This is a genomic window from Aminobacter sp. Y103A, from assembly GCF_030294925.1.
Lineage (GTDB): Bacteria > Pseudomonadota > Alphaproteobacteria > Rhizobiales > Rhizobiaceae > Aminobacter > Aminobacter ciceronei.
Genome location: NZ_AP017986.1, coordinates 3362796 through 3384903, shown reverse-complemented (window position 1 = coordinate 3384903; position 22108 = coordinate 3362796). Strand labels below are relative to the sequence as shown.

Annotated in this window: 29 protein-coding genes and 1 pseudogene; 17 read left to right on the top strand and 13 right to left on the bottom strand. The window is 62.8% G+C overall.

Going from position 1 to position 22108, the window contains the following annotated elements; all coding sequences use genetic code 11:
- Window positions 1–76 precede the first annotated feature (76 nt).
- Window positions 77–475 carry a GFA family protein gene (locus tag Amn_RS16605; RefSeq protein WP_246340641.1) on the top strand — a complete coding sequence of 133 codons (399 nt, stop codon included), beginning with the start codon at window positions 77–79 and terminating at the stop codon, window positions 473–475.
- A gap of 16 nt (window positions 476–491) precedes the next feature.
- Here the strand turns inward: Amn_RS16605 and Amn_RS16600 are convergent, their stop codons facing one another.
- Window positions 492–1157 carry a DeoR/GlpR family DNA-binding transcription regulator gene (locus Amn_RS16600; protein ID WP_286290555.1) on the bottom strand — a complete coding sequence of 222 codons (666 nt, stop codon included), beginning with the start codon at window positions 1155–1157 and terminating at the stop codon, window positions 492–494.
- A 295-nt stretch (window positions 1158–1452) separates the two neighbouring features.
- Window positions 1453–1890, bottom strand: a complete 438-nt coding sequence (locus tag Amn_RS16595; RefSeq protein ID WP_286290553.1) for an NlpC/P60 family protein — start codon at window positions 1888–1890, stop codon at window positions 1453–1455.
- Between the two features lie 337 nt (window positions 1891–2227).
- Between Amn_RS16595 and Amn_RS16590 the strand changes: the two genes are divergently transcribed.
- A complete protein-coding gene (locus tag Amn_RS16590; RefSeq protein WP_182573960.1) occupies window positions 2228–2713 on the top strand; it encodes a GNAT family N-acetyltransferase in 486 nt (161 codons plus the stop codon).
- Window positions 2714–2734: 21 nt separating this feature from the next.
- On the opposite strand, the gene Amn_RS16585 is transcribed toward Amn_RS16590, so the two are convergent.
- Entirely contained in the window at window positions 2735–2869 is a 135-nt protein-coding gene (locus Amn_RS16585) for a hypothetical protein (RefSeq protein ID WP_256438248.1), read from the bottom strand.
- Window positions 2870–2968: 99 nt separating this feature from the next.
- Here Amn_RS16585 and Amn_RS16580 point away from each other — a divergent pair, with 99 nt between their 5' ends.
- Window positions 2969–3094 (top strand): hypothetical protein, encoded by a 126-nt coding sequence (locus tag Amn_RS16580; RefSeq protein ID WP_256438249.1) that lies wholly within the window; start codon window positions 2969–2971, stop codon window positions 3092–3094.
- Between the two features lie 12 nt (window positions 3095–3106).
- Here Amn_RS16580 and Amn_RS16575 read toward each other — a convergent pair whose 3' ends face one another.
- Together Amn_RS16575 and Amn_RS16570 are read right to left on the bottom strand one after the other, a co-directional pair.
- Window positions 3107–4000, bottom strand: coding sequence for a LysR family transcriptional regulator (locus Amn_RS16575; protein WP_067961350.1), 894 nt, complete (start codon window positions 3998–4000; stop codon window positions 3107–3109).
- Window positions 4001–4016: 16 nt separating this feature from the next.
- A complete protein-coding gene (locus Amn_RS16570; RefSeq protein ID WP_286290542.1) occupies window positions 4017–5087 on the bottom strand; it encodes a YeiH family protein in 1071 nt (356 codons plus the stop codon).
- Between the two features lie 171 nt (window positions 5088–5258).
- Here Amn_RS16570 and Amn_RS16565 point away from each other — a divergent pair, with 171 nt between their 5' ends.
- A complete protein-coding gene (locus Amn_RS16565) occupies window positions 5259–6152 on the top strand; it encodes a DMT family transporter (RefSeq protein WP_067961354.1) in 894 nt (297 codons plus the stop codon).
- A gap of 101 nt (window positions 6153–6253) precedes the next feature.
- On the top strand, window positions 6254–6721 hold the full coding sequence (locus tag Amn_RS16560; RefSeq protein WP_312870921.1) for a DUF1801 domain-containing protein: 468 nt from the start codon (window positions 6254–6256) through the stop codon (window positions 6719–6721).
- 18 nt (window positions 6722–6739) lie between these two features.
- On the opposite strand, the gene Amn_RS16555 is transcribed toward Amn_RS16560, so the two are convergent.
- Window positions 6740–8164 carry a coniferyl aldehyde dehydrogenase gene (locus Amn_RS16555; RefSeq protein ID WP_286290540.1) on the bottom strand — a complete coding sequence of 475 codons (1425 nt, stop codon included), beginning with the start codon at window positions 8162–8164 and terminating at the stop codon, window positions 6740–6742.
- Complete coding sequence (locus Amn_RS16550) at window positions 8151–8843, bottom strand: lysoplasmalogenase (RefSeq protein ID WP_286290538.1); 693 nt, start codon at window positions 8841–8843, stop codon at window positions 8151–8153. Before Amn_RS16550 ends, Amn_RS16555 begins: the two co-directional genes overlap by 14 nt.
- A 242-nt stretch (window positions 8844–9085) precedes the next feature.
- Between Amn_RS16550 and minC the strand changes: the two genes are divergently transcribed.
- From minC to Amn_RS16530, 4 genes are all read left to right on the top strand, one after another.
- The gene (gene minC / locus Amn_RS16545) at window positions 9086–9790 is read left to right on the top strand and encodes a septum site-determining protein MinC (protein WP_067961361.1); all 705 of its coding nucleotides are present in this window, start codon (window positions 9086–9088) and stop codon (window positions 9788–9790) included.
- 17 nt (window positions 9791–9807) lie between these two features.
- Window positions 9808–10623 carry a septum site-determining protein MinD gene (gene minD, locus Amn_RS16540; protein ID WP_286290537.1) on the top strand — a complete coding sequence of 272 codons (816 nt, stop codon included), beginning with the start codon at window positions 9808–9810 and terminating at the stop codon, window positions 10621–10623.
- Window positions 10620–10889, top strand: a complete 270-nt coding sequence (minE, locus tag Amn_RS16535; RefSeq protein WP_067961364.1) for a cell division topological specificity factor MinE — start codon at window positions 10620–10622, stop codon at window positions 10887–10889. Before minD ends, minE begins: the two co-directional genes overlap by 4 nt.
- Before the next feature lie 242 nt (window positions 10890–11131).
- Window positions 11132–11887 (top strand): DUF1868 domain-containing protein, encoded by a 756-nt coding sequence (locus Amn_RS16530; RefSeq protein WP_154383992.1) that lies wholly within the window; start codon window positions 11132–11134, stop codon window positions 11885–11887.
- Between the two features lie 66 nt (window positions 11888–11953).
- Here the strand turns inward: Amn_RS16530 and Amn_RS16525 are convergent, their stop codons facing one another.
- From Amn_RS16525 to Amn_RS16515, 3 genes are all read right to left on the bottom strand, one after another.
- Window positions 11954–12799: an alpha/beta hydrolase gene (locus Amn_RS16525; RefSeq protein ID WP_286290532.1), complete on the bottom strand. Its 846-nt coding sequence runs from the start codon at window positions 12797–12799 to the stop codon at window positions 11954–11956.
- A gap of 124 nt (window positions 12800–12923) precedes the next feature.
- Window positions 12924–13322: a VOC family protein gene (locus Amn_RS16520; protein WP_286290530.1), complete on the bottom strand. Its 399-nt coding sequence runs from the start codon at window positions 13320–13322 to the stop codon at window positions 12924–12926.
- A 75-nt stretch (window positions 13323–13397) separates the two neighbouring features.
- Window positions 13398–13829: a hypothetical protein gene (locus Amn_RS16515; protein ID WP_067961369.1), complete on the bottom strand. Its 432-nt coding sequence runs from the start codon at window positions 13827–13829 to the stop codon at window positions 13398–13400.
- 303 nt (window positions 13830–14132) lie between these two features.
- Between Amn_RS16515 and Amn_RS16510 the strand changes: the two genes are divergently transcribed.
- Complete coding sequence (locus tag Amn_RS16510; RefSeq protein ID WP_157097073.1) at window positions 14133–14573, top strand: VIT1/CCC1 transporter family protein; 441 nt, start codon at window positions 14133–14135, stop codon at window positions 14571–14573.
- A gap of 107 nt (window positions 14574–14680) precedes the next feature.
- Here the strand turns inward: Amn_RS16510 and Amn_RS16505 are convergent, their stop codons facing one another.
- A complete protein-coding gene (locus tag Amn_RS16505) occupies window positions 14681–15640 on the bottom strand; it encodes an aspartyl/asparaginyl beta-hydroxylase domain-containing protein (protein ID WP_286290525.1) in 960 nt (319 codons plus the stop codon).
- 214 nt (window positions 15641–15854) lie between these two features.
- Window positions 15855–16301, bottom strand: a pseudogene (locus Amn_RS16500) (aldehyde dehydrogenase family protein); the annotation flags it as partial.
- A 690-nt stretch (window positions 16302–16991) separates the two neighbouring features.
- Between Amn_RS16500 and Amn_RS16495 the strand changes: the two are divergent.
- A complete protein-coding gene (locus Amn_RS16495) occupies window positions 16992–17453 on the top strand; it encodes an acyl-CoA thioesterase (protein WP_067966424.1) in 462 nt (153 codons plus the stop codon).
- A 187-nt stretch (window positions 17454–17640) separates the two neighbouring features.
- Window positions 17641–17988 (top strand): RidA family protein, encoded by a 348-nt coding sequence (locus Amn_RS16490; protein ID WP_067966427.1) that lies wholly within the window; start codon window positions 17641–17643, stop codon window positions 17986–17988.
- Window positions 17989–18023: 35 nt separating this feature from the next.
- Here Amn_RS16490 and Amn_RS16485 read toward each other — a convergent pair whose 3' ends face one another.
- Window positions 18024–18311, bottom strand: a complete 288-nt coding sequence (locus Amn_RS16485; protein ID WP_157097074.1) for a hypothetical protein — start codon at window positions 18309–18311, stop codon at window positions 18024–18026.
- 356 nt (window positions 18312–18667) lie between these two features.
- Here Amn_RS16485 and Amn_RS16480 point away from each other — a divergent pair, with 356 nt between their 5' ends.
- The 5 genes from Amn_RS16480 to Amn_RS16460 all read left to right on the top strand — a co-directional run bounded on the left by Amn_RS16480 (window position 18668) and on the right by Amn_RS16460 (window position 22022).
- Window positions 18668–19489: a universal stress protein gene (locus Amn_RS16480; RefSeq protein WP_067966429.1), complete on the top strand. Its 822-nt coding sequence runs from the start codon at window positions 18668–18670 to the stop codon at window positions 19487–19489.
- 20 nt (window positions 19490–19509) lie between these two features.
- Window positions 19510–20016 (top strand): GyrI-like domain-containing protein, encoded by a 507-nt coding sequence (locus tag Amn_RS16475; RefSeq protein ID WP_157097075.1) that lies wholly within the window; start codon window positions 19510–19512, stop codon window positions 20014–20016.
- Between the two features lie 161 nt (window positions 20017–20177).
- Window positions 20178–20708 carry an Hsp20/alpha crystallin family protein gene (locus Amn_RS16470; RefSeq protein WP_067961378.1) on the top strand — a complete coding sequence of 177 codons (531 nt, stop codon included), beginning with the start codon at window positions 20178–20180 and terminating at the stop codon, window positions 20706–20708.
- A 220-nt stretch (window positions 20709–20928) separates the two neighbouring features.
- The gene (locus Amn_RS16465; protein ID WP_067961380.1) at window positions 20929–21354 is read left to right on the top strand and encodes a DUF2267 domain-containing protein; all 426 of its coding nucleotides are present in this window, start codon (window positions 20929–20931) and stop codon (window positions 21352–21354) included.
- Window positions 21355–21359: 5 nt separating this feature from the next.
- Window positions 21360–22022, top strand: a complete 663-nt coding sequence (locus Amn_RS16460; RefSeq protein ID WP_246340642.1) for a phosphoribosyltransferase — start codon at window positions 21360–21362, stop codon at window positions 22020–22022.
- Window positions 22023–22108: the final 86 nt, after the last annotated feature.

Here is a 22108-nt window from a genome sequence, read left to right as displayed (position 1 = left end):
TTTTCATCGACAATCGACAGCACTGCACCTTATGCCTGATGCCGCAACAGCGGTATCTCAGGTGAGGGGATTTGACATGGCGCAACGATATGAAGGCGGCTGCATGTGCGGAGCCGTGCGCTACGCCGTGGACGCCGCACCGCTGAACGAACGCGTCTGCCATTGCCGCAGCTGTCAGAAGGCGGTTGGGGCGGCGTTCAATGCGCGATTGATGTTCCGCACCGAGCAGGTGACGATGAGCGGGCCGGTGAAGACTGCATTTTCGTCGCCAGGGGTGAAGCGCGGCTTCTGCGCCGAATGCGGCACGACCGTGCTGTCGGGGCGCGAATCCGCCGGCGTGCTGGCCGTAACGTCGGGTTCGCTCGACGATCCCGGCCTGTTTCGCCCGACCATGCATATCTGGGTGTCGTCGAAGCAGCCCTGGCTCAAGCTTGATGACGGCCTGCCGCAGTTTGCCGAGGCAGCGCCGGCATAGTCTTGTTGCGCGTGATCTAGACGCAGATTTCGACGCCGCTGTCGCGCAGTCGGGCGAGCAGGCGCTCTTCCGGCAGCGTATCGGTGACGAGCGTGTGGATGTCATGGAGCGAGCCGAGGCGGACCAGGGCGCGGCGGCCGAATTTCGAGCTGTCGACGGCCATGATGGTGCGCGCGGACTGGCCTATGGCCGCGGCAACGGCCGCGACTTCGGCATGATCGTCGTCGCCGATGTCGCCGTCATGGTCGACGCCGCTGACCGAAATGATGGCGACGTCAAACTTGAAGCGCCTGATATATTCCGACGTTTCCTCGCGGAAGACGCCACCGTCGACCTGGCGGACGAAACCGCCTGGCACGGCGATGGCGAAATTGGTGCTTTCGCTCAGCGTCGTTGCGACGCGCAGCGAGTAGGTGACGACGCGCAGGTCGCGGCGCTTGACCAGCGCGCGCGCCATCGCCTCGCAGGTGGTGCCGGTGTCGATGAAGACAGCAGCACCATCGGGCACAAGCTCGGCGGTCAGGCTGCCGATGCGCTCCTTGGCGGCGGCGTTTTCGACGCGGCGCTGGCGCAGCACCGTCGGATCGACGGGTGCTGAAATCGTCGCCCCGCCATGCAGGCGCCGCACCTTGCCGCCCTGCTCCAGCGCCATGATGTCGCGACGTGCGGTCTGCGTGGTCACCCCGTATAGTGGTGACCTCCTCGGCCAAGTGAGCAACGGTGCCTCGGACCATGGCGTCGACGTCAAGCTGGCGGTCAGCTTTTAAGCGCTGTTGCGGCTCTGTCTTGCCGAACTGGAATCGGCTTTACCGCTTCCAGTGCGCGCGGACCAGGATGGACCTCAATCCGGCAGTCAGCTTCCAGGAACTGCAACTCTGTCCTGCCGGCACCTGTGTGCCGGCTGGACGAGGACAAGAAAGCCCTCGGCGTCGAAAAAGGCATCCGCGGCCATGGGGCCGTGGCCGCGGATGCCTGACTTACCTGATCTTGTGGCCTTGCAGGATGCGCTCGACGGGTGCCCAGCCAATGTAGCGTGGCTGAGTCCAGCCTTCGGCGGGCTCCAGTGCCTCGACGGCGTTGATGTCGTCGATGCGCACTTCATCCCAGGCATGGACGATGCGGCCTTCGCCAAGGCCAAGCCCGACATGGCCCCAGTTGGTCGTGACGTCGAATAGCTCGCCGGTCATGTCGAAGAAGACGAAGGCGCCGCGCGGCGGTTCGCCGGTCGGTGGGTTGACGCCATATTCGTCCGCTGATTCCTTGGCGCAGTCGCCGCCGAAGATTTCGATCTCGTTGCTCTCTTCATAGGCGTCCTCGACGAAGGCGAGGCAGCGGAAGCAGTAATCCTCATTGCCAAGCTGGGACATGGCCCAGGTGATGGCGTTATCGATGTAGTTTTCTGTGCGTGTTTTCACGGAGCAGATATCCTGTTGAAATGATAGTTTTGTTGACCTCGATCGTGATTGCTGCGATGCGCGCCATTCGGTCCTCCATTCCAGGATGTTAAATTAGTAATGTCCGAATCTTTTCCAGAACATGTTTTGATTTTACCGATCAAGTGGTTCTTGCGTCGGGGGGGCGGCTCATACTTTTGTTTGTATCGCTCGAAGCAATACATAATTTGAAATGAGAGTTGCTTGACGCCACGGAATTCCGAAACTATGTGCGCTTCGGGCAACAGCCCGACCCGTTGGCGGACGACATCAACCGCGCCGGCTTTGCCGGGTCAGACATCCAAGCATGGAAAGTGCCATGACCGAAAAGATCAATTCGGCCGTCGAAGTCTCGTTGCGCCGTATCTCCGCCCAGACCGTCTCCGACATTTGCGATCTCAGCGAGACGTTGAGCGAGGCCCAGCGCAACAAGGTCGCCGACAACGGCACCTCTATCGCCGAGGCGCATTTTTCCGAAAACGCCTGGTTCCGCGCCGTCTATGCCGACGAGGTACCGGTGGGCTTCGTCATGCTGCATATCGGCTCCGACTATGACGTCATCGACTGCCCTGGCGCCTTCCTCTGGCGCTTCATGATCGCGGGACCGTTCCAGCGCATGGGGTATGGCGAAAAGGCGATCGCGCTCGTCGTCCGCGAGATGAAGGCGAGGGGATTTGCCGAACTCTTCACCAGCTACGGCCTGGGTGAGGCGAGCCCGGAAGGCTTCTACAAGCGACTCGGTTTCGTCACGACGGGCGAGACCTATGACGACGAGGTCGAGGCCGTGCTGAGCTTCGCGAACTGACCGGGCATACGGGCCAGCGGCTTACCGGCGGCCCGCATGTTCCAGGTCAGCCAGTTCACGCAGCGGGCGTTCGAGCCTCTCCATCTGGCTGGCTATTGGCCACATTCCGTCGATGACGATGTCTGCTGAATCGACGAGCTCCTTGTCGGCGAACAACTCGTGACCGCCATCGGCGTAGAACCTGTGCGATGCCAGCCCAGATAGTCATCGGGATGGCGTGAGATGCCATCGACGTCGCCCCAGAAGATGACAGCTGTGAAAGCGCTCGGCCAGGGCGCGCGTGAGCGTGGTTTTTCCGGGTCGGAAATTCCCGAAATGGCGATGATCATCCGCATGCGCGGCATCTGGCAGGGGACGATGACGCCAGCATTTCGCACGTGAAGCCGACGTCGATCAGCCGTGGCTGGCTTCACCCCGGACCAGCGCCAGAAATTCGCGCGCGGCGCGCGTGGCATAACGCTCCTGGTGGCGCAGTACGAAGAAGCTGCGCCTGGGCAGCGCGAAGTCGACGGCGACAAGCGTGCCGGCCTTGAGCGAGGCGTGCGCCACGAGGCGCGACATGATGGCGACGCCGGCACCGGCTTCCACCGCCGCACGTACGGCCTCGTTCGAGGGCAGCTCGAGCACGATGTCGAGGCTGTCGGTCTCGACGCCGCGCAGCGCCCGTATCGCTTCGAAATGGGCGCGCGTGCCCGAACCTTGTTCACGCACGATCCAGCGCTGCGACTTCAGGTCCTCGGGAGAGGACGGCGGCGTGACGGTCCAGGGATGATCGGCGACGGCGACCAGCACCAGTTCGTCCTCGGCGACCGCTTCAATGGCGAGGGCGGGATCGTTGACCTCGCCCTCGACAAAGCCGAGATCGGCCGAACCGTCATGGATCTGAGCTGCGACCGTCTCGGTGTTGCCGATGGTGATGCCGAGCGCGATGCCGGGAAAGCGCTGTTGGAAACGATGAGCGACCGATGGCAGCCAATAATTGGCGACAGTCTGGCTGCCGGCAAGCTTGAGCGAGCCGCGCTTCAGGCCGGCGAGATCGGCCAGCACCACCTCGGCGGAGCCGGCACGGGCCAGCACGGCACGCGCCTCGGACAGGAAGATGCGGCCGGCGTCGGTGAGCACGATGCGGCGGCCGACGCGGTCGAACAGCTTCGTCTGGTAACGCGCCTCCAGCGCCGACACCGCGGCGCTGGTCGCCGATTGCGTCAGGTTCAGTGCCTGGGCGGCCCGAGTGACATGTTCGCGTTCGGCGACCGCAACGAAGATCCTGAGCTGTTCGAGAGTCACGGCTTTCCTTTCGGTCTCAGCCCAGAAGCTTGACCAGCATTAGAGAGAAAGTCGCGATGAAAAGGAACGCGGCCAGGCCAAGAAAGAGTGGACGAAGTCCCTTGGCCCTGAGCTTGCGAATGTCGGTCTCGAGGCCCATGGCGGCAAGCGCCATGGTGAGCAGGAAGGTGGTGAGTGCGACGATCCATGTCTTCGCAACCGCCGGAATGTCGACGAGGCTGTTGACGCCAACCATGGCTATGAAGCCGAGCACGAACCACGGCATCGGGGCAGTTGTGCCGCCTTGGGTCGCTCTGGACGATCTCGCGCGCTGGCGGGCGGCAAGGCTGAGCGTGATCACGACAGGCGCCAGCATCAGGACACGGGTGAGCTTGGCGACGGTGCCGAACTCGCCGGCCTGCTGGCCGTCCTGGAAGGCGGCTGCCACGACCTGGGCGATCTCGTGGATCGAGGCGCCCGCCCACAGACCGTAGGCGTGGGGGCCAAGCTGGAGCAACCCGGGCAGCAGCGGATAGCCAAACATTGCGATCGAGCCGAAGACGGTGACGCAGGCAACCGCATAGGCGACATCCTCGTCCGATGCCTTGGTCACCGTGTTGGTGGCGATGACGGCGGACGCGCCGCAGATCGAGGTGCCGGCGGCGATCAGCTCGGCAAGCTTTTGCTCGACGCCGATCAGCCGACCGAGCCACACGGTGAAGGTGAAGGTGGCAACAAGCGTGGCAGCGATGATGGCCACACCAGTGATGCCGACTTCGGCGACCTGGCTTGCTGTCAGCTGCAGGCCAAGCAGGATGATGGCGAAACGCAGCACCTTGCGCATCGAAAACGCCACACCTGGTTTGGCCTGGTCCGGGGTGCCGGCAAGATTGTGAAAGGCGATGCCCAACACGATCGCAATGATCATCGGGCTGAAACTGCCGAGGCCGGGCAAATGCCGCAGCGCAAAGGCAAGGGCAGCGATGCCCGCCGCAAGCAGCAGCCCGGGCAGCAGTCTGGCGTTGTCGTGACGGCCACGCGCCGGCTGGCGCCCCGCCTGGCTGCGGGTGGGGGAAAGTGTGGTTTCGGTTCTGGTTAGGGCATTCATGGGCTTGGACTTGTCGATTTCAGGTGCAAGCTATGCGCCCGCTTTCAATCAATCCAACGCGTAATATCGCTTGAATCGTTCGGGTGAGGCGAATGGTCTGGCGCGTTTCACCTCTGTCCGGTCTCTGGTATCTCTTGGGCCCTTCCGTTCCTCATTCATGCCGAGTCGCCGATGCCTGTTTACGAGATTGCAGCACTGGGTGCCGCGACATGCTGGGCCATCACCGGGCTGATCTCGGCCGGGCCTGCCGGCCATCTCGGTGCGCCGGCGTTCAACCGGCTGCGCCAGCTCTTCGTCACCGGGCTTTTGGCTGTCTACGTGGTGGCGACCGGCAGCTGGCGCGAACTCGACGCCGGCGTTGCCGGGCCGCTGATCCTGTCGGGCCTGATCGGTATCTTCGCCGGCGACACGCTTTTGTTTGCCGCGCTGAACCGGCTCGGCCCGCGCCGCTCCGGCATATTGTTTGCGCTCAATGCGCCGATTGCTGCCGTGCTTGGCTGGATGGTGCTGGGCGAGGATCTGTCCGCCAAGGCCGCGGCCGGCATCGGGTTGACGGTCGCCGGCGTGTTGCTGGCGATCCTGTTCGGCAAGCGCCGCGACCAGCTGCACGCCTGGGAGACGGTGAAGGGGCCGCTGTGGATCGGCGTGGCGCTCGGGCTGGGAGCCGCCACCGGCCAGGCGATCGGCTCGATCATCGCGCGGCCTGTCATGGCGACAGGTATCGACCCGTTCCTCGCCTCGATGCTGCGTGTCGGCATTGCCGCCTTCTGCCTGACGGTGCTGCTGCAACTGCCGATCCCGGCGGTGAAGCCGAAGGGGCCGCTGACCTGGAAGGTGGCGGCGTTGACAGCGCTGACCGGCATCATCGCGCTCGCCATCGGCATGACGCTGCTGCTGTTTGCGCTGTCCGGCGGCAAGGTCGGCATCGTCTCGACCCTGTCTGCCACGTCGCCCGTGATCATCCTGCCGATGCTGTGGGCCAAGACGGGCGAACGCCCGGCCGGCGGCGCCTGGGCAGGGGCGGCGCTGGTGGTGGCTGGCATGGCGCTGCTGTTCATGAAGTGAGGGCGGCCGGCGGCAAATGAGGCCCGCACCGGCCCCTGAAATTCAGCAGGATTTGTCAATCCGGATGATGCGATCGTGCCGGGCGGAGCAGGGATCAGCTGATGATGCAGCAAGCCGACATGAACGAGTGCAGACTGGCTGATATGCACAACGTGGCTGCGCTCAACGCCGCGATACCAGAGGCCGTGGCGGCGGCGTTTGCAGCATTCCCCGCGCCGGTGCGGGCGCGATTGCTCGAGATACGCGGGCTGATCCTGTCGACGGCGGCCGAAACGCCGGGCGTCGGGCCATTGACCGAAACGCTGAAATGGGGCGAGCCGGCTTATCTGACAGAAGCCAGCGGCAGCGGCTCCACCATACGGCTCGGCTGGCCGAAGCCCGGCGGCCAGACCTGCGCGGTGTATTTCAACTGTCAAACGACGCTGGTGGAGAGTGTTCGCGCCCATTTTGGCGAAACCTTCACCTATCAGGGCAACAGGGCGCTCCTGCTCGACGTCGATAAACCGTTGCCGGCCCCATTGGCGATCTGCCTGGCGATGGCGCTGACCTATCACCGGCGGCAGCGCTGACCCAGCGGCACATCTCAATCAGTGCAGTTTCGTCACCAGCCGCACCAACCAGTCGGTCAGGCCCTTGTAGGGCGGGCGGATCAGGTCACTGGCCGAGGGCTCGTATTTGCGCAACACCGGCATCGCCTTGGAGAAGGTGAGGAAACCCTCGCGGCCGTGATAGTGGCCCATGCCGGAGGCGCCGACGCCGCCGAAGGGCAGGTTGGCGCAGGCGAACTGGTAGAGCGTGTCGTTGACACAAACGCCGCCGGCGACGATGCGCGACAGCATTGTTTCGATCTCGGCCTTGTCGTCGCCGAAGCAATAGAGCGCCAGCGGGCGGTCTCGCTCCACCACATAGGCGATGGCCTGGTCCAGCGAAGCATAGCCGACGATGGGCAGGATCGGCCCAAAGATCTCGTCGCGCATGACGGCGCTGTCAGGGGCGGGATCGAGCACGGCGGTCGGCGCCAGCAGGCGCTCGCGGCCGGCGGGCAAAGTGGCGATGTCGAGCAGTGGGACCCGCTCGTGGCCGCGTACGGCTGCGTCGTCGAGCAGGCCGCTCAGGCGGGCGAACTGGCCGTCATTGACGATCGAGGTGTAGTCGTCGAAACCTTGCCTGGCGTTGTAGCGGGCACTGACTTCCTGCTTGACCAGGCGGACGAGCTCGTCGCGCTTTTGCTGCGGCACCAGAACATAGTCGGGCGCGATGCAGGTCTGGCCGGCGTTGAAGAATTTGCCGGTGGCGATGCGCCGGGCCGTGCGTTCGAGATTGGCCGACGGCGCGATGATGGCTGGCGACTTGCCGCCGAGTTCGAGTGTCACCGGCGTCAGGTTGCGGGCGGCCGCGGCCATCACCTTGCGGCCGACAGCCGTCGAGCCGGTGAAGAACAAGTGATCGAAAGGCAGTTCGGAAAAGGCCGCCGACAGCTCAGTGCCGCCTTGCGCCACCGCCACCCGCGCAGGCGGAAAGACTTCTGCCAGCAGCGACTGCAGGAAGGCGGCGGTGCGCGGCGTGTGTTCGGAGGGCTTGAGGAAGACGTGGTTGCCGGCGGCGATGGCCGCGACAAGCGGTGCCAACGCCAGGTTCACCGGATAGTTCCACGGCGCGATGATGCCGACGACGCCAAGCGGCACGTGGCGGATCTCGGCGCTGGCGGGCAGAAGCTTCCAACCGGCCGAACGACGCTCGGGCTTCATCCACGATTTCAGCATGCGTTGCGTGTGCTTGATTTCAGACAAGACGACGCTGCCTTCGCCGAGCAGGCTTTCATGGCGGGAGCGGTGGCCGAAATCGGCGCTGATTGCCTCGACCATCTCGTCGAGGCGCTGGCCGAAAGCGCGCTGCAGGCGCTTGAGGTCGTCGACGCGCTGGGCATAGGACGGCCGCGTCTCGAGCCAGGCGGCGCGCAGCGTGTCGAAGGTTGCCCTGAGGTCGGGCTGGCTGTCGTTAGGCTTCAGCATCGTTTTCCGTCGAACGGGCGAAGAGATACTGCGCTGCATAATAGGTGCCGAGCACCCAGATGGCATTGTAGGGAATGTTCCAGCGGAAGCGGCCATAAGCAAGCACTGTGTCGCTGACCATGAAGAACAGGCCGCCGAGGGCTGCAAGGCGTGCCGCTTTCTGCGCGGGCGTGCCGGCAAGCTGGCGGTCGCGCGACAGCGCCTGGGCGGCCATGGTGGCAAGCACCAGCGCGTAGATCGCAACCGGAATGCGCATGGGCGAGGGCAAATACGACCACAGCCCGGCGAAGACGGCAGCGGCCAGCGCGGCAAACAGCGCGAAGATGCCGATATTGCCTGCAAATTTCGAATCGCGGGTCAGCGCCCAGATATAGGCGCAGTGGGTGAGCAGGAAGCAGACGAGGCCGGCAAGGAAATAGTCTCCCGGCAGCATCAGGAAAAAGTCACCCACCGCGGCAAAGCCGAGGCCAATGGCGATCGGCAGGCCATAGCTACGCGAATCCATGCCGCGCAGCACGGCGATCAGCAATAGCAGCGTCGCCGTCGGCTTGGTGAGGTAATGCAGCCAGCGCCAGTGCGAGCTGGCATCGGGCGCGATCAGGCTGCCCAGAATGGCCAGCACCGCGCAGATGGCGAAGAGCCGGTAGATCGTTGCGTTGCTGCGTGTCGCCGTGCCCATGCCGCGCGCCCCCTCGTGCTGCCGATGTCAGGATAAGCCAATGTTTTCGGCAGTTTGTCCAGTTACCCTTACGTAAAGTGCGGGAAGGGCAGGTGCCAATGTTTGGGGTCGGGTCACGGGGCCGTTGCGCAAATGCGATACGCGCGGAGCATAACGCGCTGTAAGGCGAATTGCAGTTTACGTTTCGTTCACCATCGCCTACACCCCGACCTCCCAGAAGCCTGCCAGTGATTTGCGCCCCGATGCAGAACAAATCCATCCGCTTTCGCGCCCGTTCGTTTGTTGCCTTCGCGCTTGTGCCCGAGGCGCCGCTGGACCAGTGGCTGCAGGATCTCGACCGCTGGATCGAGAATTCTCCCGGCTTTTTCAAGGGTCGGCCGGTGGTGCTGGACCTCAATGCGCTGAAGCCGCTGGCCGACGAAATCGGCGCCCTGGTGGCCCTGATCGCCGAGCGCGGAATCAGGACCTATGCGATCGAGGCCGACTATATCGATTCGCTCGGCGACGAGCTGCCACCGAAACTGGCCGGCGCGAGGAAGACGATGGTCGAGGAAGAACAGGTCGACGCCGAAGCGCTGGCGAAGGCCGAGGAGGCCGCCAAGGCGCCGCTGTCACCGTCCAACACACTGATCGTCGAGCAGCCGGTGCGTTCCGGCCAGTCGATCGTCCATCCGCATGGAGACGTGATCGTCATGGGCTCGGCAAGCTTCGGTTCCGAGATCCTCGCCGGCGGCTCGATCCACGTCTATGGCACGCTGCGCGGCCGCGCCTTTGCCGGCGCCTGGGGCGACCGCAGCGCCCGCATCTTCTGCCGCCGCAACGAGGCCGAGCTTTTGGCCGTCGACGGCTGGTACCGCACCGCCGAGGACATGGAGCCGTCGATGCATGGCAAGGCGATCCAGGTCCATCTGGAAGACAACGCCATCCAGGTCGCGCCCCTCAATTGACAAACGGAGACAACAAAATGGGCAAGGTAGTGGTCGTCACATCTGGCAAGGGCGGGGTCGGCAAGACGACCTCGACGGCTGCCCTCGGTGCCGTGCTCGCCCAGTCCGGCAAGAAGGTGGTGCTGATCGACTTCGACGTCGGCCTGCGCAATCTCGACCTGGTGATGGGCGCCGAGCGTCGCGTCGTCTTCGACCTCGTCAATGTCACGCAGGGTCAGGCCAAGCTGGCGCAGGCGCTGATCCGCGACAAGCGCGTCGAATCGCTGTTCCTGCTGCCGGCTTCGCAGACGCGCGACAAGGACGCGCTGACCGAGGAGGGTGTCGCCGGTGTCATCAACGCGCTCCGGGACAAGTTCGACTACGTGCTGTGCGACAGCCCGGCCGGCATCGAGCGCGGCGCCCAGCTTGCCATGCGCTTCGCCGACGAGGCCGTCATCGTCACCAACCCGGAAGTCAGCTCCGTCCGCGATTCCGACCGCATCATCGGCATGCTCGATTCCAAGACGCTGAAGGCCGAGAAGGGGGAGCGCGTCACCAAGCACGTGCTGGTAACCCGCTACGATGCCGGCCGCGCGGCCCGCGGTGAGATGCTGTCGATCGACGACGTGCTGGAAATCCTGTCGGTGCCGCTGCTAGGCATCATTCCGGAAAGCCAGGGCGTGTTGCGCGCCTCCAATGTCGGCTCGCCAGTGACGCTGAACGAGCCGACCAATGCCGCTGCGCGCGCCTATGCCGACGCTGCCAAGCGCCTTGAGGGCGAGGACGTGCCGATGGTCACGCCGGTCGAGAAGAAAGGTCTCCTTAACCGTCTTCTGGGAAGGAGAGTGGCATGAAACTGCTCGACTTCTTCAAGCGTGGCGGTAGTGCACCGGTGGCGCGCGAGCGTCTGCAGGTGCTGCTCGCCTATGAACGCAACAACCGCAACCAGCCCGATCTCGTCGCCGTGCTGCGCGAGGAGATCATCGCGGTCATCGCCAAGCACGTCCAGGTCAACCAGGATGACGTCAAGATCACCATGGATCGCGGCGCCACCACCTCGACGCTGGAAATCGACATCCATATCCCCAACGCCGGCATCAAGGCCGCGGCGGCGATCTGAGCGAAGACGCAGGCTGGCTGGGCGATCCGCCGAGAGGCCGCCGGTGTGCAGGATGTCGTGCCTGCCACGCCGGCGATGGCCTGAGGTGTCGTGGCGGCAGCACCCGCATCGACGATCCCGAAGGTGAGGGCAGCTTTTCAGGCTGCGGCTTCGTGAACTCGCAATCTCGTATCTCCTTGTTGTCATGCGGCGGTCGCTGAGGGGCGTTAGGGCAGGCGGACCTCGAACGATGGACCGCAACGATGCCCGCAGATGCTCTCTCGCCCGAACTGCTCGCTTATTCCAGTGGACGCAACACGACCCAGCCGCCGCATCTCGGCACGCGCTATCTACGCGCTGGTGGCTTCCTGCCTGAGCCTGGCAACACCATCGTCTGCCATGTCTCGAAGGGCTCGCCGACGCTGGAAGGTCTGGTCGAGGCCCGCGAGAAATTCCTCGCCATGCCCGAGGCGAGGCACTTCGTCTTCACTCCCATCACCAGCCTGCACATGACACTGTTCCAGGGCGTCATCGAGTACCGTCGCAAGCCGGGATTCTGGCCGGATGGCCTGGCGCTCGACGCGTCGATCGAGGAGTTGACCGAGATCATGGCCGCGCGGCTGGAGACGCTGCCGGTCTTGGAGCCGTTCCAGGTCGAGGTGACACATGCGCGGCCCTCCGGCCTTCTGGTTGACGGTGCCCGGGAACGCGACCGCAGGGCAATGCGCCAATGGCGCGACGTGCTCGCCGACCTGCTCGGCTACCGCCATCCCGATCATGACGACTACCCGTTCCACATCACCTTCGCCTACGCCATCGACTGGCTCGACGACGACGCCTTGCCGCGCTGGCAGGAGATGCTGGGCGAAGTGGCCGGCGACATCAGGCGCAAGATGCCGATCCTCGAACTCGACCCGCCGGCGTTCTGCTCGTTCGAGGACATGAACCACTTCTGCGAGTTGCTGGTGCTTGGCGGCCTTGGGCGGAAATTGCGGAGGTGGGAGGCACTCGGCAGCTGAATGAATGGATCGCGGCGAGCGTCGCGATCCCGGTGACGACCTGTACGCCGCCCAGCGCTGGCGCGCCTAAAGGCGCTTGTCGATCCAATTGGTCATGTCGGCAATGGCGTCTTCCTTGCCGATGTCGTTGAGCAGATCGTGATAATGGCCCTCATAGAGCTTCAGCGTCTTGTCCCGGGAGCCGGCGGTTTCGAAAAAGTATTCGCTTCCATGGCAGACGGTGGCCTTGTCGGAGGTGCCGTGCATGATCAGCACCGGCAGGGTGATCATGGGGAACTCCTCACGCAGCCTTTCGTCGGCGCGGACGAGCGCTGCGACGGTCAGCGCCGGCTGAACCTCGTGGGCGATCAGCGGGTCGCTGTTGAGAGCTGCCACCGCATCCGGGTCGCGGGAAAAATCCTCGTTCTTGAGCTTAAGCACCGGCAGGCGCGGGGCGACGTGGCTGAGTCCTTTGATCGCAGCGAGCGCGAACCCGGGCGCCGGCACCTGGAAGGCAAAACTCTCGCAGATGAAGCCGGCAAGCTCCGACTGGTTTTCGAGCGTGTAAGTGGCCGAGACCACGCCGCCGGCGCTGTGGCCGAGCAGGAACAGCGGCAGGCCGGGATATCGCGACTTGGCAATCCGGATCGCGCCGGCGACATCGCTGACATAGTCGTCGACCGTCTCGACAAAGAAGCGTTCGCCGTCCGATTTGCCGCGTCCGCGCAGGTCGAGCGCGAAGACGGCAAAGCCGTGCTTCACGAGATGCTCCGCCGCCCAGCCATACTGCCCGCCATGGGAATTGACGCCGTGGCAGATGACGACGACGGCGCGCGCCTTGCCTTCCGGTCGCCGCGACCTGAGGAAGATGTTCAGCCCTCCGGCGCTCTGGAATGTCTCTTCGGTCGTATCAGCTCCCCAAGCCTGCATCATGACTACCCCCGCAGTTGATGAAAAGAACCTCCCATCGAGGCCAAGGAACTGTGAGCGCCTTTGCTCAAGCGCGCAAGCATGGGTTGTGCAGGCGCCTGTCGGGGGAAGCCGCGACCTCTTGCGCCTAGCGCCCGACCGGTTGGAACAGCTCGACGAGATTGCCCGAGGGGTCGACGAGCAGGATCTGCGCGCCGCCGGGGCCCTTGATCATGTCGTTGCGGAACTGCGCGCCCTCGGCCTGCAGTCGCGCCACCTGCGCCGCGAGATCGTCGACGATCAGGTGGATGCGGTTCCAGCCGCCGGCGCGCGGCTGGGCGCCATCGGACATCGGCCGTGCCGCCGAACTGGTCGGGCCGCTGAGCAACAGGCGCAGCGACCCACGGGAGACGTCGGCAAAGGCCGGCGCATAGTTGGTAAGCACCTCGAAGCCGAGATGGCGCGTGTACCAGTCGATCGAGACCTCGACGTCGTCGACGAGGTAGCGGACATTGACCATTTCAGAGGGTACCGTGTCAGATGGCATCGGTTACTCCCGGGATGGGGGCACAGTCGCCGCAGCAGTCTGCTACGACGACGCGTCCTTGCCAAGACGGCTGGTCTAGGCGGGCGGGAGTTCGAACAGCAGGGCGCCATGCTGCCGGCCGCGTTCGACATAGCCGATGATGCGGAACCAGCGCGCGACCTCGGGGCGATCGAGCCAGCCGCGCGAGTGGATCGGCACGTTGCCGGCAAGTTGCTGGATACGGCGGATGTGACGCTTGCAGAACCGGACCGTGGGCGCGGCGAAGAATTCGTCCTGGGCGGCGAAGAGTGTTTCGGCCGCGTCCGAATGCTCGTGCCAGGCGATGATCGCCACCGGGCGGTCACCTTCGACAAGCGCGTGGGCGCGTCCTTCCTTCAGGTTCATCATCAGGTTGTCGTAGGCGCTCTTGGCGTCCTTGCCGGCGGCGGCATACTCGTCGGACATCCGTTTGGACAGGTCATGGAAGACCACCTCGAGGTCGCCGATGGTCGCTGTTCTTGCGCGCATATCTCCTCCTTCGCACCCCTGGAGGCAGTTTGCCCTAGGGAAGAACGATGTCCAGTGAACAATTTTTGGCTGTTCCGGTCGCGAGGAAAAGATATTCCAGCAACACTGCGCGTATTTCGTGCAGCAGATTTGGTGCAGGCAGCAAGTTGTTTTGCCGAGTAACAGCTGAAATCGATGGCTTGTTCCGTCTGGGCATGGTCTGTTCATTCCAGTCCAAGACGTGGCCTTCCCCCGGGCGTAAATGAAAGGGGCTGGCGGCAGGGGCCGCCGCTGCGCCGGCCGTTGCCGGTCGAGGGGCGAGGCATGGGCAGAACCGCATTGTCAGGTCATCGGGCATGGATCGGCAGTGGCGCGCTGGCGCTCTGCTACGCGATCTCGGCCTGCTCGACGACCACTGAATCGAACTTCGAAGGCCCTGGCTATTCCGACGACACGCGCAAGCTGGAAAAGCAGATGATGGCGGAGGCGACTGCGCTGGGAACGGCGCAGGGCGTCGCGGGGGTAGCCGCCTCGATGCTGCCAATGGGTGCCGGCAGCCTTGTTACCACGACGGCGGGCAGGGCTGCCCGCGACGCGATGATCATCCGCCACGACAAGGTGATGCGCGAGCAGATCGAGCGCGACAACGCCGAATTCTACAAGCGCTACGGCATTACGGAGGCGGATGCCGGCCCTGTCGTCGCAAACCGGAGCCCGGGCGAGCGCAAGCGTTGCGCCAGGAGAGGCGGGGTGCGGCGGTGCTGAGATTGCGGTCTTTTCGCAGCCTCCATCACACCCTGCATCGGCAATTCTGAAAAGCCATCCGCGAGCGGCCGTGTTCCGAAACCAGGAATGGTTCTACGATACGGCCTTCAAACTAGGCGGCCAAGCAATTGAGCCACGCCCGTTGCCAAGCCCACAAGCAGCAGGACCAGCAGCACATTTAGCGACCGCTTGATGGTGTAATACATCAGGCGATTGGTCGCCTTCAGCGCTTTGATCCGTGCCAGCAGCGGTGATAGCCGGGCAAAGGCCCTGTTGGCCAGACCGCGATGGTCTTCCGGTGTGTTGGGCACGACCGAGGCACGGGTTATGCCCTGGTAGAAAAAGTTGAACAGCGCCCCGATCGGGTTCAACGGGCGTTTGACGTCGCACATGAGGATGAGACGGTCGGAGTCGGTGTCGTTGCGGACATAGTGCAGGTAGGTCTCGTCGAACATCAGCACCTCGCCATCGCGCCAGCTCTGATTGCGGCCATCGACATTGATGAAGCAGTCGTCCGAATTGGGTGTCGCCAGGCCAAGATGATAGCGCAGGGATACGGCGAGGGGATCGGCATGCCTGGTCAGTTTTGAGCGGCCCGGCAGGAAGGCGAACATGGCGCCATGCACCGCCGGCACCTGCAGCAATATCTCTGTCGTCCGGGGACAGAGCCGCCGCGCGGAATGGTGCGTGTAGCCATACCAGTTGAGGTAGAAGCGGCTCCAGCCATATTTGAAGAACGTCCGAAAGCCGACATCGTAGGAGCCTGCCGTGCCCGGACGCTTGGTCGCGTCAAAATAGCCCTGGCGCACCAGCTCCAGCCCTTCGTCGCGGATCGTCTGCCAGTTCTGGCGCAGCAGGCCGACTTCAGGGAACTCGGCCGGGTCGAGGACGGCCTTCGATCCACGCCGCAGCGTGGTCATGTAGAGCACGCAATTGAGGGGCGTGAAGATCGGCCAACCCTTGCGGATATACTCGGTCAGGCTGTTGTAGCGAGCCTCACCCCTGAAACGGTAGACATAAACGATGCTTATGGCGGCGAGCGCCAGAATGAACGCGGAAACCAGCATGAGTTCTCCTTGGAAAACCTTCCGCGCGACTGATTACGGATGACGCATTGCAGCAGCATTACGTGACTGTGCCCGGCTACAGCTCGCCACCGATCGGCTTTGCTGCCGGCAGATCGGATCGTTGGGTCGGGCAAACTGGCTGGCATTCCTTGGCTGATTGGGACGATGTGCCCCCACCAACGACAAAAGCCGCCGATGATTTCGGCGGCTTTTGCAGGCGGATGTCGGTCGGGCCATAGGTGTTGACCCAGACCGTGCCGGCCTTGAGGCGCCTGGTGAAGTCGTGGGCGCGGCCGATATCTGCCGTCCAGACCCCGGCGGCGAGGCTGTAGACAGTTCCGTTGGCAATGCGCAGTGCGTCCTCGTCGTCGTTGAATTTGATGACGGTGGCGACGGGGCCGAAGATCTCTTCCTGCGAGATGCGCATCTCGTGCGCGACGTCGGCGAAGACTGTCGGCTCGACATAGAAACCGCGCTCGCCGTGGCGGCTGCCGCCGGTGACCAGGCGCGCGCCCTCCTGCTTGCCGATCTCGATGTAGTCGAGCACCCGCTTCATCTGCACTTCCGAGACCAGCGGCCCCATGCCGGTCGAGGTCTCCCTGGGGCCGCCGATGCGGGTGGATGCGGCGCGCGCGGCCAGCCGTTCGACGACCTCGTCATGACGCCGGCTCGATCAGGACGCTACGCTAGGTGTTCAGGACGATGGAGTAAGCTGCGCCAGCAGTGCGGATCTATGCTTTCCGCAATGTCACTGCAGGAATCCTATAGTCTCCGAGGCTCTTCGCTGTCACTTCGGGCGTTCGTCGCTCGAAAGGCCAAGCAATTGGCTTTTGGTCCACTTCCCGGACCGCTCCTCGCCGCTGCGCTCCTGCGTCGCGTTGGCATGACGACGAGATAGGTGCGTTCCAACCTTCAAAGCAGAACGTGGCGGTGGCGGCCAGCAATTGCAAGAGCGGCCCGCTTGGCGTTGCCAAGTCGGGCCGTCTGCATTGCGCGGTGGGCGTTGGGGTGGGGCAGCCGACGCAATACTCACACCTAGGATTTAAGGCACCGCGTCGGCGCACTACCCCACCTTCCCACCTTCGAATCTACGCCCGTCGCAGGTACAGAGACAATTAGCTCATTGGATGGGTTGATGTAGCTTGTTCGTCTGATGGAGCAGCCAGTTGAGCTCGATCGGAATGGGCGCGTCTCCGACCTGTTTTGGGCACAGCTCCTTCGCGACCATTCGGGCTCGCAGTTTGGGACGGTGATGAAGTGCGCAGTGTTCGACGCGCATCAAATGTGGTCGAATGCGGCTGCAATCATCGGGGAGGTTCGTTAGGTGGACAGGGATACGCGCCGGCTCGAGATGGTCGTGCTGATGACGCCCGAGATGGCGAATTTCAGCGGCAAGGTGCATGGCGGTGCCTTGCTCAATCTCCTCGACCGCGTCGCTTTCTCATGCGCGTCCCGTTATTCCAACAAATACGCCGTCACGCTCTCGGTAGACCAGGTGGTGTTCCGCGAGCCGATCAATGTCGGCGAACTTGTCACCTTCCGGGCCTCGGTCAATTTCGCCGGCCGCACCTCGATGGAAATCGGCATCCACGTCGAGGCCGAAAACATTCGCTCCGGCCAGCGGCGCCACACCAATTCCTGCTACTTCACCATGGTGGCAGTGGACGAAGACGGCCGCCCGACCGGGATCCCGCCTTTTGTGCCGTCGACCGACATCGACCGCAGACGCCACCGCGCCGCTGAACTGCGCCGCGAACTGAGGCGGGAGTTCGAGGGGCGCTTTCGGGCCGCAGCGAATGCGGGCGAAGAGTAGCGGCGTGTATGTTGGATGGTGCAGCCACTCGCCACCCGCCGAAAACTCTCGGCCGTGACGAATGGCGTCTCAGCTGCCGGCAGATCGCTGCCGATGAACGTCCCTTGCTCTCTGGCGGCCTATCAAACATAGGCTGTCGTCAGTTGGATTCCCACGTGCCGTGGAGCCCGCGAAAAAGGATGATCCGATGCTTGAAAGAATAAACCCCGATATCAGGTGGAGTGACGCTGTCGTCGTAGGCAACCTGATTTTCGTCGCCGGCCACACCGCCGAGAAGACGCGAGGCCAATCGGTGCGCGAACAGACGGAAGAGGTGCTCCAGTTGCTCGACGAGACGCTGGCGCAGGCCGGGGTGACCAAGAGGAACCTCGCCATGGTGCAGATCTATCTGGCCGACATGTCGAACTTCGCCCAGATGAACGAAGCCTGGGACCGATGGGTCATCTCCGGCGAGGCGCCGGCGAGGGCGACGGTCGAATCCAGGCTCGCCTATCCCGATCTCGGCGTTGAAATCACAGCGGTAGCTGCGCGGTAGGGCAGGTGAGGAATGCTGCCGGGCGCCGCCTCTCGTCAAGATACCACCATCGCGTCGCGATAGATTTCAACGAAGACTCCGAAATCTTCCAGGGTTCGACGCGGCTGCCATCGCTCCTCAATGTTGGAAGCTTCACGGAGAAACCTGACGCACCATTCCTTTTTCCAGGCGACGGTGCGCAGTTCTTCCTCGGAGAGATCACTCAGATCTGAACTGTCATGTCGAACCCGTAGGATCGACAGTGTTTTCGAGTAACGTCCTTCATCAATGCGCAGGCGCTTTGACCGCAAGAGCGCGTTGATGTCCTTATCGGTCTTGGACATGTAGTAATCTTCCGCGACCAGATCGCCTGAGATGGGCTGCCCCGGGAGCACCCTGACGCACAATGCCAAACCCGAAGCTCCCTATGAGGTCCCAGACTTGAAAGAGACCATCGACCGACGGTAGCCCGGCGGGATAACCCAGACCTTGCAGCTGGTGCGGCTGGCGAAGGATCAAATGCCCAATCATTTGGGATTTGGTAAGCGGCCGACCGCAACACCCGCCTGTCAGTGAGATGGGCGGGAGCGAAGGAAATCTATCGAAGGCCGATTTGGTTGTCGGGTAAGGCTCCTCCTTGACGCACGTCAAAGCGGACCAACGCCAACATGTCATGGTTTGCTCGGAGTGGAGCAAGTCAATGAGCTACAACACGATCCTCCTGCAACTCGATATCGACCGTCCTGTCCGGTCTAGGGTAGCCTATGCAAAAGCCGCGGCTCTGATGTTTGACGCAGATTTGATAGGCTTCTGCGCGGCCGAGCCGAGATATGTCATGCCGACAGGTGACAGCGACCTTGCAATTGCAGAAGCGATGCAGCGCCAAGTCGACGAAATTGAGGACCGCCTCGCAAAGGTAAGGCAGGAATTCTTCCAACTGGCAGGTGACGACAAACGTGTCTCCTGGCGTGGTGAAATCGGCAATCCCAACCAACTGCTAGCACTGCACTCGCGAGCGGCAGACTTGATCGTCGCGGGGTCTGGGCCTCTATCGGCAGTCGACTCCAACCGAACTGTGGACCATGGAACTTTGCTGCTTTCCGCAGGGCGCCCAGTGCTGCTGGCGCCTGCCGATTTCAAGCCCGTCAGCGCTGAGGCTGTCTTGATCGCCTGGAAGGATACGCGCGAGGCTCGGCGTGCAGTCGCAGATGCGATGCCATTCCTTACAGCTGCGTCGCGGGTGCGCGTCGTGGCTCTCGGAAGCGTCGACGGCACAGCGAGACAAGGCATCGATGATGTCGTCAGCTTTCTCGCTCGACATGGCGTTAGGGCAACCGCAGAGGCCATTGATGTCGGCGGAGCAGATGAGGCCGAAGCCTTAATCCAGATTGCCGATGAATATGGCGCTGATCTGCTTGTCTCCGGTGCCTACGGTCATAGCCGAATCCGAGAATGGGCGTTTGGCGGTGTCACTCGTGCCCTGCTTAGAAGTCCAGCGATAAATCGGCTGATGTCAAACTGACGGTGATCCAGGGTGCAGCAATGCCAGACCTTGAACTGGTTTCCATGTTGCCGAGCCCTTATGCGTATGTCTCGCGAAGTGGCACCTCTGCACAACTCGGCGACATGCTGGCTGTAAGCTTTGAGAAGCTCTACGGGGCGCTATCGTCGAGCATGGTCGTTCCGGCAGGTCCACGTCTGGTTCGCTATCGCAAGATCGACGAGAATGAGGTTCTTTTCGACGCAGGCTTCCCGATACGCGAGGATCAATTCAGAATCTTGCGTGGGTCCGGCTTAGGGCTTGGCGCAACGGCGGCCGGAGAAGCAGTCAAGGCTCAACAAGTTGGTTCCAGAGAGCCATTGACCGACACCTACAGGGCTGTGCTCGCGGAAATTCACGCGCGCGGGCTCACTGCGACTGGCGACATGTGGGAATCCTATCCAGGCAGGTCGACAAGCGAGACTGTGACCGAACTGCTCTGGCCCCTTCGCGACGTGCCTGACTTCGTCTTCACGCCCAATGTGCCGTGTTGGTCACCGCCAGTTTGACATACGTCAATGTGGTCGAGGGTGCTCGGCGTAACATTCAGGAACATCGTCTCAAGGAAGAGCTGGGAGAGCGCCTCTCCAACCTGCGCGGCCATCTGTGCACGCGGCGGAATAGCTGCCCAAACGAGGCGATAGGTCAACGTTCAAGAAGGATCAATTCCATGGCTGATACATCGACCAAACTTCCCGTAACGGCCGAGAAGGAAAATGTACCGCAGGCTCGCGGCGGAGGATGGACTTCGTTTGAGTCCTTGCGCCGAGAGGTCGATCGTCTCTTCGATGATTTCCATCCATTTGGTTGGCGTGGGGCTATTCCAAGGTTGCCAGAGCTACGCACTCCCTTTGCAGGCAATTGGCCATTGGCTCCTGCGATGGATCTGGTCGAAAAGGACGGGGAGTACGAAATCACGGCCGAACTCCCTGGGACCGACGAGAAGGACATCGATATCAAGGTCACCAACCACGTGCTGACGATCAAGGGTGAAAAATCCGAGAAAAAGGAAGAGAAGAAGAAAGACTATTTCCTGTCAGAACGCCGTTACGGTTCATTCCAGCGGTCCGTTCAGATTCCCGAGGGGGTCGATGCCGACAAGATCGAAGCCACCTTTTCGAAGGGCATCTTGACTGTCAGGCTGCCGAAGACTGCGGAAGCCCAGAAGCCTGAAAAGACGATCACGGTGAAGGCCGCATAGGGCCAACCACAATGCTGAGTGTTGGCGCGTTCATGGCGCCGACACTCATGCCAGAAGGTCTCCGATGGTAGCGGACGAAAGCTAGCGTCCGCGCCCTGAGGCACCTGGGGCTTTCTGACAACGAGATCGCCAGATACTTCGCAACGACGTGGGGTGGTGAGGCTGATCTCCCAAACCACCAAAAGTCGAGACACTCCGGCAAAGGACATGGGGTCGACTCATGGGACACGCATCAAAGCCCAACTTCTCACACTCCGCCCAGCAAGCTCAGCAATGGGTGAATGAACTGGCTGCCGATCTCGGCTGGCCGGAAAACCTCTCTCATCGTTTGATGAGGGCAGTGCTTCAGGCGTTGCGCGACTGGCTGTCGCCAGAGGAGGCCGCGGATCTTTCTTCGCAGCTACCTGAGATGATCCGAGGAATCTATTTCGAAGGCTGGGATCCAGCGAAGTCGCCCGCCGTGGAGCGTGACAAACGTGACTTTGTGCTCCGAATCTCGAAGTCCTTGAACGAACAGCCCGAGGTCGACATCGAGGAAGGTATTGCAGCCGTATTCAGGCTCCTCGATCGGCATCTTTCCCATGGTGAAATCGTCCAGGTGAAGAATTCGATGCGCAAGTCGCTTCGACACCTTTGGCCGGAATGACGGCAATGTTCCGAGATAGGCAAGAGGCGGGCGAAAGGCTGGGGCTTGAATTGCTTGGCGCCAAGCTGGCCAAGCCCGTTGTTCTGGCGCTTCCCCGTGGGGGCATCCCAGTGGCCGCAGCCGTCGCTAGTGCGCTCGATGCTCCTCTCGACGTGCTCATTGTCCGCAAAGTTGGCGCGCCGGGGAACGCGGAATTGGCTGTCGCTGCAATCGTCGATGGCACGCCTCCGGATGTGGTCGTGAACCGCGAAATCGTCGAAGCGTATTCCCTGGGAGACGAGGAACTTGCTGCGCTGGTGAACGCAGAGCGTCCGGAACTGGAGCGGCGCAGCAGGCTTTTTCGAGGGGTCACCCGCTCCCATTCACTGGCTGGCAGAACTGCGGTCTTGGTCGACGACGGTGCCGCCACAGGGGCGACCCTGAAAGTCGCCTTGCGCGCGGTCAAACGGCGGGGGCCGACACGTACCGTCGTGGCACTCCCTGTCGCACCGTCCGACGCGCTTGACGTTCTCCGACAGGAGGCCGACCAAGTCTTCTGCTTGAGTGCGCCAGGCCGCTTTCGCGCCCTGAGCTACCACTATCGCAGTTTCCCTCAGCTGACGGATGAGGACGCGATGAATGCGCTTCGGGCAGCCAACGAAGAGCGAAGGCTTCGGCATCCTCGATAAGACAATTCCGATGTCTTCTCTCGGGCAGTTGCGGTGCATCTGCAAATGTTTGCTCTACGTCAAGGCGAAGATCTCCCGGAACGCTC